Genomic DNA, 14,084 nt, shown 5'->3' with positions numbered 1-14,084 from the left:
AAACGTGAATCAGTGCGCGCTCGCCACCTTGGAACTGCGGCCGACGCGCTGCGTGATGCGGTCGAGGATCATGGCCAGGATCACGATCGCGATGCCGGACTCGAAGCCCTTGCCGGGCTCCAGACGCTGAATCGCCTGCCAGACTTCGCCGCCAAGTCCGCCGGCGCCGATCATGGCCGCGATCACCACCATCGACAGCGCCAGCATGATGGTCTGGTTGACGCCGGCCATGATGGTCGGCACCGCCATTGGCAGCTGCACCTTGAACAGCTTCTGCTTGCGCGTGGAGCCGAAGGCGTCGGCCGCCTCGATCAGGTCGGCCGGCACCTGACGGATGCCGAGCGCGGTCAGGCGGATGGTCGGCGGCGTGGAGAAGATCACCGTGGCCACGCTGGCCGAGACCGCGCCGAGGCCGAAGAACGGAATGGCGGGGATCAGATAGACGAAGGCCGGCATGGTCTGCATGAAGTCCAGCACCGGCATCACGATCCTCGACGTGCGCTTGCTCAGCGCCGCGGCGATGCCCAGCGGCAAACCGATGGCGACCGCGATCAGGGTCGAGATCAGCACCAGGGTGAAGGTCTCCACCGTCGGCTGCCACAGGCGGAGATTCCACAGGAACAGCAACCCCGCCAGGGTCAGGATGCCGACGCGCCGCCCGGCGACACGCCAGCCGACGGCCGCGACGATGAGGATCAGCAGCCACGGCGGCACGAACAGCAGGCCGCTGACGATGGCGTCGATGACCGCCGAGATGGCGTGACTGAGCGCCTGCGTCAGCCACGAAAAATGCTGCGTCAGCCAGTCGAGGGCGACATCGATGCCGTGCGCGAGAGGAAACTTGGGAATCGAGGGAATCATGCCGCGTCGCTCCTTTCCGCATCCGAAACGGAGGTGTCGTTGTTCTCGGCCAGCGCGGTCAGCACCGCCGCGCGGGTCACCACGCCGAGCACCTTATTGTTCTCGTCGATGACGGGCAGCAGCCAGCGCCAGTCGGCCAGAATGCCGATCACGCTCATCAGCGGCTCGGTGGGCGGCACCGAGGGCGTTTCCTCGACCAGGGCGCCGATGGTCTCGACGCCGTCCTTCACCGCCTGACTGGCGGCTTCGGCGCTGATCGAGCCGATCAGGGTGTAATCGCGGTTCACCACCAGCAGGCTGGCGTAGTTCTCGTCGGCCATCTTGCGCAGCACCGTGCGCGGCCCGTCGTTCGGGAACGCCAGCACGCGCGCACGCTGCAGCACCGACTGCGCGGTCAGCACCCGCGACATGTCGACGTTCTCGACGAAGCGCTCGACGTAGGCATTGGCGGGATTATTGAGGATGTCCTCGGGCGTGCCGATCTGCACCACCCGGCCGTCCTTCATCAGCACGATGCGATCGCCGACCTGCAGCGCCTCGTCCAGATCATGCGTGATGAACACGATGGTCTTCTTCACGCGCTGCTGAAGCTGCATCATCTCGTGCTGCATGTCGCGCCGGATCAGCGGATCGAGCGCGCTGAAGGCTTCGTCCATCAGCAGGATGTCGGGCTCCACGGCCAGCGCGCGCGCCAGCCCGACGCGCTGCTGCATGCCGCCGCTGAGCTGGCCCGGATAGGCATCGGCCCAGCCCTTCAGACCGACCAGTTCCAGCGCCTCGTTGGCGCGGCGACGGCGCTCATCGGGATCGATGCCCTGAATCTCCAGACCGTAGGCTGCGTTGTCCACCACCGTGCGGTGCGGGAACAGCGCGAAATGCTGGAACACCATGCTGATCTTGGTCTGACGCAGCTTGAGCAAGTGCTCGCGATCGAACCGCGTGATGTCGTCGCCGTCGATGAAGATGTGCCCGCGCGTGGGCTCGTTGAGGCGGTTCAGGCAGCGGATCAGCGTCGACTTGCCGCTGCCGCTGAGCCCCATCACCACCAGGAACTCGCCCTCCTGTACCTCGAAGGACACGTCGGCAATGCCGACTGCCTGGCCGGTCTCGCGAATCTCGGCGTTGCTCTTGCCCTCGTCGAGCATGCGCAATCCCTGCTCGGGATGCGGCCCGAAGATCTTGGTGAGCTTCTCCACCCGGATTTTGGTCATCGTCTGCTGCCCCTTCCGCTGGACGGAGCACGTCCGAGTCGGTACACCGCCTAGGACCGCAGAAAACAACGACCGCAACAGACGCCGCACGACTGGCCGGCTCGTTTGTGGGATGACCCACCGTAGTACCTCCGCCAGGCCGCCACAACCTTGACGGCCCGCGAATGTCGCTTCAGCTCACGCTCCAATGCCGCCACAGCCATCGCGCGCATGAAGGCGTGGCTCGCGACGATAGACGCTAGAATAGGTGCACTGATCGACGACTCTGGACCCTCAACGATGCGGATTCTGGTGACCGGCACGGCGGGCTTCATCGGTGCGGCGCTGGCCGAGGCCCTGCTGGCGCGCGGCGACGACGTGCTCGGGATCGACAACCACAACGACTACTACGATCCGGCGCTGAAGCAGGCGCGCCTGGACCGCTTTGGCGAACATCCGCGCTACCAGCATCGGCGCATCGACCTGGCCGACCTGGCCGCGGTGCAGGACGCCTTCGACGGTTTCCGTCCGCAGCGCGTGGCGCACCTGGCCGCGCAGGCCGGCGTGCGCTACTCGCTGAAGAATCCGCACGCCTACGTGCAGAGCAACGTGGTCGGCTTCGTCAACGTGCTCGAAGCCTGCCGCCACGGCGACGTCGAGCATCTGGTCTACGCCTCGTCCAGCTCGGTCTACGGCGACAACCGCACGATGCCGTTCTCGACCCGCCACGCCGTCGATCACCCGGTCAGTCTGTACGCGGCCACCAAGCGCGCCGACGAGCTGATGGCGCACACCTACAGCCACCTGTACCGCCTGCCGACCACCGGCCTGCGCTTCTTCACCGTGTACGGCCCGTGGGGACGTCCGGACATGTCGCCGATGCTGTTCGCCGAGCGCATCCTGCGCGGCGAGACCATCGACGTGTTCAACCACGGCCACCACAGCCGCGACTTCACCTACATCGACGACATCGTCGAGGGCGTGATCCGCTGCCTCGATCACCCGGCGCAACCCGATCCCGACTACGACCCGGAGCATCCAGTCAGCGACCGCTCCAGCGCGCCGTGGCGGCTGTACAACATCGGCCACGGCAAGCCAGTGCAGCTGCTGCGCTTCATCGAGCTGCTGGAACAGCACCTGGGTCGCGAAGCGAACAAGAACCTGCTGCCGATGCAGCCCGGCGACGTGGCCGACACCTGGGCCGACGTCGAGGCGCTGCGGCGCGACGTCGGCTACGCGCCGTCGACGCCGATCGAGACCGGCGTCGAACGCTTCGTGGCGTGGTACCGCGGCTACTACGGCTGACGTCCGCGCACGGACTCAATCCAGCGGCGCGCCCAGCCGCTCGGCCAATCCGCTGAAACGGCGCGTGCTGCGCGCGACGGTGCGCTGCAGGGTGTCCGGCGTGGCGATCAGCGTCACCTCGCGGCGCGCGCGCGTGACCGCCGTGTACAGCAGCTCGCGGCCGAGCACGCGCGTGTCGTGCGGCGGCAGCACGATGTCCACGGCGTCGAATTCCGAGCCCTGACTCTTGTGGATGGTCATGGCGTAGGCGCTCTCGCACTCCGGCAGCGCGGCCAGCGCCAGCCTGCGCACGCTGCCGTCGGCGGCCGGGAACCACGCGCGCAGCACGCCGTCCGCATCGGCCAGCACCACACCGACGTCGCCATTGAACAACTCCGTGCCGTAGTCGTTGCGCGTCACCAGCAGCAGCCGTCCGGGGTACCAACGCTGCTCGGCCGCCGTGCCCGTGCGTTGCCGCAGCACCTGCTCGAAAGCCGCGTTGATGGCCTGACTGCCCCATGCGCCGTCGCGCATCGCCGTCAGCACACGCTGACGCGACGCCAGCGTCAGCGCCTCGACCGGATCACGGCAGGCTGCCAGGACCAGCGCGTCTGGAAGATGCCGATCGACCAGCGCATCGAGCGGACGCTGCGCAGCCTCGGCATCCAGACGCACTTGCGCGAATGCCTCGGCATCCAGCCCTCGGCACAGCGCATCGCCGTCGCCGGCGCGGATCAGCGCGGCCACTTGCCCCAGCCCGCTGTCGCCGTCGAAGCGGTGGGACCGATGCAGTTCCACCACGGCGTCGGCGAACGGCGGCGCGTCCGCGCTGGCCTCGACCGCCGCGCCCGTCACTGCCTCGATCAGTTGCGCGCGCGCCGGCGACACCGCACCCTCGCCCGCCGCCGCGCACACCGCGGCCAGCACGTTGCCGGCCTCGACCGAAGCCAACTGATCGCGGTCGCCCAGCAGCACCAGGCGTGCGCCCTCCGGCAGTGCATCCAGCAGGCGCGCCATCAGCGGCAGATCGACCATCGACACCTCATCCACCACCACCATATCGGTGTCCAGCGGATAGCCGGCGTGATGCCGGAAACGGGTGCTGCCGCGACGCACGCCGAGCAGGCGGTGCAAGGTCGAGGCAGAGGTCGGCAACGCCGCGCGCACCGCCGGTTCGATCGGCAGTCCGGCCACGCGCTCGCGCAACGACTCGCTGAGCCGCGCCGCCGCCTTGCCGGTCGGCGCGGCCAGATGGATGCGCGGCGCGGGCTCGCCGGCCGCCAGGCGCAGGCCGGTCCACGCCGCCAGCAGCCACAACACGGTGGTGGTCTTGCCGGTGCCCGGCCCGCCGGTGATGACGGTGAGCGGCGAGACCAGACCGGTCAGCGCTGCCAGCGCCTGACGGTCCGGCAGCTCGGCGTCGAAGCTGAAGAACGGAGTCAATGCCGCGCGCAGCGCCTGCGGCTCCACGCTCTGCGGCGTCTGCGCCAACAAGCCGCGCAGCACCCGCGCGACCGCGCCCTCGTGATGGAAATAGCGGCCCAGCCAGACGCGCTCGTCGTCATACAGCAGCGGCGCCACCGCCGCATCGGCCGCCGGCGCGGCCCAGCGGCTGTCGCGCAGCGCAGCCTGCAGCGTGACGAGGTCCGGCAACGTCGGTAGCGGCGCGTCCTCGGCGCCGGTTTCGGCCAGCACGTCGGCGAGCTGCGCCAGCGGCAGGCAACTATGCCCCTGTGCGACCGCCCGCGATGCCGCCGCCGCCAGCAAGCCCAGCGCCGGATCGATCTGCGGGTCCAGATCCAGCAGACAGCGCCCGATCTCGACGTCGAGCGGACGCAGCGCGCCGCGCTCGTGCAGCCGCATCAGCAGTTCCTCGCGCGCGCTCATGCCGCACCTCCGGGCGCGCGCAGCAGGGCATCCATCGCCTGCACCAGTTCCGGCGCGGGACGATCCGCGTAGACACCATGATCGCGCGGCCCCACGCCCATGCCGCGCAGGAACAGGTAGCGCACGCCGCCGAAATCGCGCGCGTAGTCGTAGGCGTCGCCGCGCACCTGGGTCAGCCAGCGGTGCAGGGCCACGGTGTAGATCAGGTACTGCAGGTCGTAGTCGCTGTCGCGCACCGCCTGATGCATGGCTTCCGGCGCGTAATCCGCGACGCGTTCGCCGAGATGGTTGGTCTTGTAGTCGGCGATCCACCAGCGCCCGTCGTGCACGAACACCAGGTCGATCAGGCCGTTCATCAGGCCGGCCAGACGCGTGCCGACATGGGCAAACTGTTCGCGCTGCAGCTGGTAACCGTGCGCGTGCAGCAGCGCCAGCAGTTCGCGCGGATCGACGCCGGAGATGCCGAAGTCGAAGGCCATCTCGGCGCGGCGTTCGGATGGCGGCAGCGCGGCCAGACAGAGATCGTCGACGATCGGCGTACGCAGGGTGCGCTGCAGCAGTCCGATCACCGTGCGCTGCGCCGCCGGCGTGGTGAACCCTTCCGCCGCCAGCGCGCGCGCGACGATCTCGCGCTCCGCTTCGGGCAGCGCGGCGTCCGCATCGCCCCAGGCGGCGAAATCGATGTGTTCGAGGATGTCGTGCACGGCGCTGCCGAAACGGCTGCCGTGCAGTCCGGTCGCCAGCGCCGGCACGCGCGCGTCCTCGACGTCCGGCGGAACGAGCGGCGCGTGGCCGAAGCCATCGGCATGCCCGCCCTCGGCCAGACGCGTGAAACTGTGGCTGCGCCAGTCGCGATCCAGCGCGCGCTCGAACCGACGCGCGCGCAGATTCGCGGCGGCCGCAACGGCGGGACGCGCGCTCGCCACCGGCTCCGGAAGCGCGCACTCGACCGCATGGCCTTGCGCGTTCTGCAGCAGGGCGTCCGTGCCGTCCGGCAGCACCCAGTCGAGCACGCGTCCGGCGAATTTCTTCTCCGGCGCATCGATGCTCAGCCAGCAGGCATGGCGCGCACGCGTGACGCCGACGTAGAGCTTGCGCACGCCTTCGGCCAGTTCCTCGCGCTGCGCCGCGGCCATCGCCGCATCGTCATCGGCATCGCGCCCGCCCGAAGCGCTGGCGATGAAGCGCTGCACCAGCGCATCGCCCTCGTGGTAGCGGGCGAAGCCGCCCTTCTTCGGTACGCGCGCCTGCATCAGTGCAGCGAACGGCATGAACACCAGATCGAACTCCAGGCCCTTGCTGGCGTGGATGGTCATGATCTGCACGCGTTCGGCGTCGCTTTCCAGGCGCAGTTGCTCGTCTTCGTTGTCGGCGTCGGCCAGGGCCATGCGCCGCGCCAGCCAGTCGCGCTGGGCATGCGTGCTGGACAGCCGGCGCGCCTCGGCCTGCATGGCGTCGCCCAGCTGCATCAGGTTGCTCAGGCAGCGCTCGCCATCGCGTTCGGCCAGCAGTCGCCGCGCATGACGTTCGCCGAGACGTTCCAGCATCGCCAGCACGCCGCGCTCGTGCCAGCGCGTGCGCAGATCGTCGAGTTCGTCGCGCCAGGCGGCGTCGTGATCGTGCATGGTCTGCAAGTCGCTGAGCGTACGACCGAGCAGGTGCGTGCTCAGCGCCGCGCGCGCCAGCCCCGCATGACGCGGCGCCAGCAAGGCGTCGAGCACGCGGCACAGTTCGACGGCTTGCTGCGTGGCGAACACGCTTTCGCGTCGCAGGCACACCGCCGGCACGCCGCGTGCGGCCAGCGCGTCCTGCATGCGCATCGCCTGCCGGTTGGCGTCGACCAGCACGGCGATGCTGCCCGGCTGCAGCGGATGGCCGTCGAGCCGCATGCCGTCCGCTGCCAGCGCCTGCGCGATGACGCTGGCGCAGCAATCCGCCAGCGCCGCGTCCAGCGCATCCGCACCGCTGGGCGACTTCTCGGCCGGCAGCCGCCACAGCGTCAGCGGCGGCACGGGCTGTTCCTGATTCCGCAAGAGGCCGTCCGCAACGCGACCGCCCGGCGCGACCGGATCGAACGCGATGCCGTTCTCGACGAACACATCCTCACGCGCGCCGAACAGCGCGGCATGCGCCGTCAGCAGCCCGGGGGCCGAGCGGAAGTTGCGATCCAGCGACCAGTGCGCCGCGGCCATCCGCTTGGCGCGCAGGTACGCATGCACGTCGCCGCCGCGGAATCCGTAGATGGCCTGCTTGGGATCGCCGATGCAGAACAGCGTGCCGGACTCGGCGTACAGGCGACGGAAGATGTCGAACTGGCGCGCATCGGTGTCCTGGAATTCGTCGACCAGCGCGACCGGATACTGCGCCTGCAGCGCCTGCCGCAGACGCGCGCCGCGCGCGCGGTCGTCCAGGCCGCGATGCACCCATTCGATCTGGTCGGCGTAGGACAGGCGCGACAGATCGCGCTTGCGCGTCGCCAGCCAGGTGCGCGCCTCATCGAGCACCGCGTGCAGCACGCGCGGCACCTGGGCCTGCACCTGCGCCGTCCGCGCCTGCTCGACACGCAGCCATTCGTCGATGGCGGCGAATGCGGCGTGGCCCTCGAACGGCGGCATGTTCTTCTTCACCGCGCCGGCGATCTTCTCGCCGGCGAATTTCTCCAGCAGCTTCGTCGACGGCCAGCCGCCGCCGGCGAGCTGGCGCGCCAGGTCCCGCAGCGCGTCGAGGCTGTCGGGCTTGTAGCTGCGCGCGTTCAGATGACCCGCGTCCAGCGCCGCGCGGAACACGCCGATGGCGTCTTCGCCGGATTCGATCCAGCGCTGACGCAGCGTCGCCTGCGCGGCCTCCAATGCATCCGGCGCCAGCCTCGTCACCGCGTCTTCGGCGATGGGCAACGGTTCGATGCGCCCGTGGAATTCGACCAGACGCTGCAGCGTCTTCGCCAGCGCCTCGGGCGTCGCGCCGAGCAGGCGCAGGGCGTCGCGTGCGGCGGCGTCCTCGTGATCGCCCCAGCGCAGCCAGGCATCGGCGGCGAACGACGCCAGCAGATCGTCGTCGGACGGTTCCAGCACCCGCGTCTCGCTGACGCCATCGATCAGCGATGCATGCTCGCCGAGTACGCGCTGACAGAAACCGTGGATGGTGAAGATCGCCGCTTCGTCCATGCGCGTGACCGCTTCGCGCAGACGACGCGCCATCGAGGCGGCGGTCTCCTCGCCATGCGCCAGGGTCCGCGTCAGCAGGGTCCAGGCCCAGGCTTGCTCGTCCCGCAGCGGTTCGGACGGCTCCGCGTCGATGCCGAACGCCGGCAGCGACGCCACCTGCGCGCACACGGCCAGGCGTTGACGCAGGCGCTGACGCAGTTCTTCGGTGGCCGCCTTGGTGAAGGTCATCACCAGGATCTGTCGCGTCTGCAGCTGCTTCTCGACCACCAGCCGCGCGTACAGACCGGCGATGGTGTAGGTCTTGCCGGTGCCGGCGCTGGCCTCGATCTGCTGCACGCCGTCGAGCGGCACGCGCAACGCCATGTCCGTGTCGAAGGTGTGCTGCTTGGCGTTTCCGCTCACGGCGCGCCTCCGTCCTTCAGGGCGCGGCACAAGGGCATGTGCACGCGCGCGACGAGCGACTCGAAGCGCTGCTGCAGCGGGCCTTCGTCGAACAGCGCCTGACCGCGCAGCGCCAGCGCGAACCACGCATCGGTCGATTCGGCATAGCCCTGGTAGCCGCCGAGCCAGGCGCGCTGCGCGGCCTGCCGCGCCGGTTCGAGCGCATCGTCCTCGACATGCTTGCCGGCCCAGGCGAACGCGGTCCGCAACGGAATCGGCAACGCCTCGCGCCGACCTTCGCGATAAATCGCCAGACACTCCGCGAGCAGCGCACGCGCCTGCGCCGCATCCGGCAGACGCGGTCGCCACGGCAGCCGCCAGTCGAAACGGTCGCTGTCGCGACCCCAGGCCAGCGCGTCCGGCGCCGCCTCCAGCGCCCGCGCGACCAGCGCGCCCAGCCACCACTGCATCCAGCCCGACGGGCTGTGCGCACTACCGATCCAGACTCCGTATCCGCCATCGTGCAGCCCCCCGAGCACGCCGGCCAGCACGCCGCTCTCGCCCAGATCGAGCCGGAAGCGCAGACCCGGTTGCGGCGGATGCGCCTGTCGCCAGGCCTGCCAGTCGCGCAGCCCCGGCCCCAGCGTCTGCATGGTTTCGCGGTAGGCCGCTTCGCCCCAGGACAACGGCGGCAGCAGCGCCCGCGCACGCAGCGCGTTCAGCCGTTGCTCCGGTGCCATCACGCTCATGTCGTCGGCCAGCACGCGATCGAGGCGATGTCGCTGCAAGGGTTCGAGCGTCAACGGCTCGCGCTCGTCCACGCTCGCCAGATCGTCCGCCAGCACGATGCCGGCCCGACCGCGCAGGAACGCTTCGGCCGGATTGCGGAAGAACCGCTGCAGTTCGGCCAGCTCGACCGTCGGTTCGTCCTCGTCCACCAGCCAGGGGACGTCGGCGAAGACGCTCGTCGCCGCGTCGCGCGGACCGGGCTGCGCCGCGTCCAGCCATTCGCTGCGGTAGGTGAACACGTTCGGATCGCGCGCCGCCGCGTCGTCGGCCATGAACAGCCGCGTCGAGAAGGTCTGCATCGGGTGCCGCGTGACCAGCGCCTGACACGCGGCGCCGGCATCGACGAAATAGCCCTCGCAGACGTGATCGAGCAGTTCGCTGAGCACCACCGACGGTTCGATCGGCGTGCCCTTGCGCAGGTCGACGCCGGTGTAGCTGAGGTAGAGCTGGCGCTGCGCCGCCATCAGGGTCTGCAGGAACAGGTAGCGGTCGTCCTCGCGCACCGAGCGGTCGCCGGGCAGCCGCCGTCCCGCCAGCATGCGGTTCATCGCGTCGGCCGGATCGCGGCGCGGGAACGCCTCGGCATCCATGCCCAGCACGCAGATCAGCTTGAACGGCACGTTGCGCAGCGGCACCAGGCCGCAGACGCTGACGCCGCCGGCCAGAAAGCGCTGCTGGGGCGTGTTGTCGCGCCACTGCTCCTGCACGAAGGCGCGCACCGTGCGCCAGTCCAGCGCACGCGCGTAGCCCGCGGCGGCGCTGTGTTCGGCCAGCGCCCGCAAGGCCCCGCGCACCGCTTCCAGCGCGCGCTCCTCGTCGCGTCCTTCAGGCGACGGCACCAGTCGGTCGAGTGCGCCATTGAGCAGGGCCTGCCAGTCCGACGCGGTCTGCGGACGACGCTGCGCCTCGCGCAGATCGCGCAGCAGGCGCTGCACCGCGAACAGCGCGCCCAGCGCCGCGCTGTCGCCGCCCTCGATGTCGGTCAGCGGCGCGACGCCATGCAATAGCGCGTCATGCGCCGCGTCGCCGCTCATGTAGCCCAGCAGCAGGCGACGACGGCCGAAGCGCCAGCTGTATTCCTCGAACGCCGGCACGCCGTGCGCGGCGCGGTCGTCCGCGTCCTCGCCCCAGCGGATGCCGGCATCCTGCGTCCACGCGGCGAGCGTCTCCAGCACGTCCTCGTCCAGACCGAAGCCACGCAGCACCGCCGGCACGGCGAGCACGTCCAGCACCTCGACCGCCGTCAGGCGCGAGGCCGGCAACTCCAGCAGACGCTGGAACAGACCGATCAGCGCGTGCGTGTCGGCCATCGAGCGATCCGCCACGGTCCACGGAATGCGTCGCGGATCGTCCGGCGACAGCGCGCCGAACACCGCCTCGACGCACGGCGCGTAGCGCGCCAGATCGGGCACCATCACCGCGATGTCGCGCGGTTGCAGGTCCGGGTCGCGCTGCAGCCGGTCGAGCAACTGGTCGTGCAGCACCTGCACTTCGCGCAACGGCGAGTGGCACACATGCACCTGCAGCGAGCGATCCGCCGGATCGGGCGCATCGCGCCGCGCGGCCGGATCCGGCGCCTGCAGCACGATCACGTCGGCCTGCACGCGCTGCAACAGCGTGTCGCGTGGCAGATCGTCGTCGTCCGCCAGCGTTTCGACGTCGGGCTGCACGTGTTCGTAGGAAAACAGCTGGGCCACGAAATCGCGACCCACGCCGCCCAGCGACACCAGCAGCCGATTGTCCGGTTCGGCGAACAGGCTCTCACCCGCTTCCAGCCGCGACGCGCAGGCGCGGCGATCCGGCAGATCGCCCCAGTATTCGCGGCACGGGGTCGGCATGAAGAAGTGCAGCTCGCAGTGGCGGCCCAGCACGCCGAGCACGCGCAGCACATCCGGCGACACATTGATGATGCCGAACGCGAACAGCCGCGCCGGCAACCCGGCCGGCGCGGGCGCGTCCGCACGCGCATGCCGCGTCAGGAAGTCGCCGAGCAGATGGCTGCGCGAGGTGGCGTCGTCGCGCGTCAGGCAGCGCCAGAGTTCGGCCTGCGGATCGTCGCGCTCCTCGCCGCGCGCCCAGGCCTCCAGCAGGTCTCGTCGATAGCCCTGGTAGCGCTCGTACAGCTGCGCCAGATGACCGGACAGCTCGAAGCCGCGCAGGTCATCATCGCTTTCGCCAAGCAGGCCACGCACGGCGGTCGGCGCGGCCGGATCGCGCAGCCAGCCGAGAATGCGCCAGCGCAGCACCTCGCGGTCGAAGGTCGACACGGACGGCAGATTCGCGTCCTCCGCGCGCAGCAGACGCCACACCAGCTTGGCCGGCTCGATGAATTCCAGGTTGGCGGCAATGCCGTGCCGTTGCGCCAGCCGCTGCACCAGCCAGCGTTGCAGCCCGCGCTGCGGCACCAGCACGGTCTGCGGTTGCAGCAGCTGCGCCGGATCGCGGCGCGCAAGCAGATCGGCCAGCGTGTCGGCCAGATCGTCCAGGCGGGTGTCGTAATGCAGGTGGAACATGCGTGGGCGTCGGTCCTGACAACTCGCGGCAACCTGCCAAAGCCTATCCCATCCGCCCGCCTTCGCGGCGTCTCGCGGGATGCGACCGGGCACATCGGAGCACATGCCCCAAACGCATACCGGCATGCCCGCTGCTCCTTTCCGCCGCACCCGACCGCGCGCCTACGATGCAGACTTTCCGCCACCCGGACATTCGGACGTCCAAACACGATCATGTCTGCGCTCACGCCCACGCCGCTCCCCGACGACAAGGCCGCCCTCGTTTCCCAACTGGTGGAAGGTCTTCGTCCCGAAACCCTGCAATGGTTGTCCGGTTACATGGCCGGTGCGGCCGCGCTGCTGCATGGCGCACCGCAGGCGAATCCTTCCGCCCCGGCAGTCGGCTCGGACAGCGAGCGTCTGACCATCGTCTACGGCAGCCAGACCGGCAACGCCGAACGCATCGCACGGCAGCTTGCCGACAGCGTCGAACGACAGGGACTGCCGGTGCGTCTGCTGCGCGCCGACGTCTATCCGCAACGCGAACTCAAGCGCGAGCGCCTGCTGTACGTGATCGTCAGCACCCAGGGCGAAGGCGAACCGCCGGACGACGCCCGCGACCTGATCGCCTTTCTCGACAGCCGCCGCGCGCCGAAACTGCCCGACCTGCGCTTCGCCGTGCTCGGTCTCGGCGACTCCAGCTATCCGGACTTCTGCGCCATCGGCCGACGCCTCGACGCGCGCCTGGCCGAACTCGGCGCCACGCGCCTGCATCCGTGCGCCGACGCCGACGTCGACATCGAGACCGTCGCCGCGCCCTGGCAACAAGCCGCACTCGACACGGCGCGCGACACCCTCGGCGAGCGCGCTGCGCCACGCGCCACCGTCACGCCGCTGCGTCCGCGCGCGGCCGGCTGGTCGCGCGAGAAGCCCTTCGCCGCCGAAGTGCTGCTCAACCAGCCCATCGTCGCCCGCGACAGCGGCAAGGATGTGCGCCACATCGAACTGTCGCTGGAAGGCAGCGGCCTGCACTATGAGCCCGGCGACGCTCTGGGCGTGTGGCCAACGCAGGACGCGCGTCTGGTCGACGCCGTACTCGCCACGCTTCGTCTCGACGGCGACGCCGAGGTCGAGCACGGCGACGAGCGTCTGCCGCTGTCACGCTGGCTCGGCGAACGCTGCGAGCTGACCGTGCTGACGCGCCCGTTCCTGTCCGCGCACGCCAAACGCGGCGGCCATCGCGACTTGCACGCGCTGCTGGAACCCGGCGCGCGCGACGAACTCGCTCGCCTACTCGACACGCGGCAACTGATCGACCTGCTGCACAGCCACGGCGCCGACTGGGACGCCGCCGCGCTGGTCGCGGCGCTGAGGCCGCTGGCGCCGCGGCTGTACTCGATTGCTTCGAGCCAGCGCGTGGTCGAGGACGAAGTGCACCTGACCGTGGCCAACGTGCGCTACCGCCACGGCGAACAGGATCGCTGGGGCGCGGCCTCGCGCTTCCTCGACACCCGCAGCGAAGGCGACACGGTGCCGGTGTTCGTCGAATCCAACACGCGTTTCCGGCTGCCCGCCGACCACGACCGGGACCTCGTCATGATCGGCCCCGGCACCGGCGTGGCGCCGTTCCGCGCGTTCCTGCAGGAGCGCGAGGCGCAGGGCGCGCGCGGCCGCCACTGGCTGTTTTTCGGCAACCCGCACCGCCGCACCGACTTCCTCTACCAGCTGGAATGGCAGGCGGCGCGCAAGCGCGGCGCACTGCAGCGCCTGGACGTGGCCTTCTCGCGCGACCAGGCCGATAAGGTCTACGTGCAGCATCGCCTGCGCGAGCACGGCCGCGAACTGTGCGACTGGATCGAGCACGGCGCGCACCTGTACGTGTGCGGCGACGCCTCGCGCATGGCGCGCGACGTCGACGCCGCGCTGATCGACATCCTCGCCGTCCATGGCGGCCGTTCGCGCGAGGACGCCGAAGCACACCTGCGTCAGCTGATGACCGACGGCCACTACGCCCGCGACGTCTACTGAATCCGGAC

General features: G+C 70.1%; 7 protein-coding genes. 2 read left to right on the top strand and 5 right to left on the bottom strand.

Annotated elements, in window-relative coordinates; all coding sequences use genetic code 11:
- Positions 1 to 9 precede the first annotated feature (9 nt).
- The gene (locus tag LF63_RS04465; RefSeq protein ID WP_043099917.1) at positions 10 to 861 is read right to left on the bottom strand and encodes an ABC transporter permease; all 852 of its coding nucleotides are present in this window, start codon (positions 859 to 861) and stop codon (positions 10 to 12) included.
- Complete coding sequence (locus tag LF63_RS04460) at positions 858 to 2,072, bottom strand: quaternary amine ABC transporter ATP-binding protein (RefSeq protein ID WP_043099916.1); 1,215 nt, start codon at positions 2,070 to 2,072, stop codon at positions 858 to 860. Before LF63_RS04460 ends, LF63_RS04465 begins: the two co-directional genes overlap by 4 nt.
- Before the next feature lie 279 nt (positions 2,073 to 2,351).
- Here LF63_RS04460 and LF63_RS04455 point away from each other — a divergent pair, with 279 nt between their 5' ends.
- Complete coding sequence (locus LF63_RS04455) at positions 2,352 to 3,356, top strand: NAD-dependent epimerase (RefSeq protein ID WP_043099915.1); 1,005 nt, start codon at positions 2,352 to 2,354, stop codon at positions 3,354 to 3,356.
- 15 nt (positions 3,357 to 3,371) lie between these two features.
- On the opposite strand, the gene recD is transcribed toward LF63_RS04455, so the two are convergent.
- Genes recD through recC form a run of 3 tightly spaced genes read right to left on the bottom strand, consistent with a single transcriptional unit; the run spans position 3,372 to position 12,069 of the window.
- Positions 3,372 to 5,222 (bottom strand): exodeoxyribonuclease V subunit alpha, encoded by a 1,851-nt coding sequence (recD, locus tag LF63_RS04450; protein ID WP_043099914.1) that lies wholly within the window; start codon positions 5,220 to 5,222, stop codon positions 3,372 to 3,374.
- Positions 5,219 to 8,788 (bottom strand): exodeoxyribonuclease V subunit beta, encoded by a 3,570-nt coding sequence (gene recB / locus LF63_RS04445; RefSeq protein ID WP_052394687.1) that lies wholly within the window; start codon positions 8,786 to 8,788, stop codon positions 5,219 to 5,221. Before recB ends, recD begins: the two co-directional genes overlap by 4 nt.
- Positions 8,785 to 12,069 carry an exodeoxyribonuclease V subunit gamma gene (gene recC, locus LF63_RS04440; protein ID WP_052394685.1) on the bottom strand — a complete coding sequence of 1,095 codons (3,285 nt, stop codon included), beginning with the start codon at positions 12,067 to 12,069 and terminating at the stop codon, positions 8,785 to 8,787. Before recC ends, recB begins: the two co-directional genes overlap by 4 nt.
- A gap of 213 nt (positions 12,070 to 12,282) precedes the next feature.
- On the opposite strand from recC, the gene LF63_RS04435 reads away from it, so the two are divergent.
- Complete coding sequence (locus LF63_RS04435; protein ID WP_043099913.1) at positions 12,283 to 14,076, top strand: assimilatory sulfite reductase (NADPH) flavoprotein subunit; 1,794 nt, start codon at positions 12,283 to 12,285, stop codon at positions 14,074 to 14,076.
- The last annotated feature ends 8 nt before the right edge of the window (positions 14,077 to 14,084 follow it).

Source organism: Oleiagrimonas soli, assembly GCF_000761445.1.
Lineage (GTDB): Bacteria > Pseudomonadota > Gammaproteobacteria > Xanthomonadales > Rhodanobacteraceae > Oleiagrimonas > Oleiagrimonas soli.
This window is presented reverse-complemented; position numbering and strand designations above follow the sequence as displayed.

Excerpts from the sequence above, each read along its gene's own strand:
- LF63_RS04465 (WP_043099917.1), bottom strand. The coding sequence starts at position 861 with ATGATTCCCTCGATTCCCAAGTTTCCTCTCGCGCACGGCATCGATGTC.
- LF63_RS04460 (WP_043099916.1), bottom strand. The coding sequence starts at position 2,072 with ATGACCAAAATCCGGGTGGAGAAGCTCACCAAGATCTTCGGGCCGCAT.
- LF63_RS04455 (WP_043099915.1), top strand. The coding sequence starts at position 2,352 with ATGCGGATTCTGGTGACCGGCACGGCGGGCTTCATCGGTGCGGCGCTG.
- recD (WP_043099914.1), bottom strand. The coding sequence starts at position 5,222 with ATGAGCGCGCGCGAGGAACTGCTGATGCGGCTGCACGAGCGCGGCGCG.
- recC (WP_052394685.1), bottom strand. The coding sequence starts at position 12,069 with ATGTTCCACCTGCATTACGACACCCGCCTGGACGATCTGGCCGACACG.
- LF63_RS04435 (WP_043099913.1), top strand. The coding sequence starts at position 12,283 with ATGTCTGCGCTCACGCCCACGCCGCTCCCCGACGACAAGGCCGCCCTC.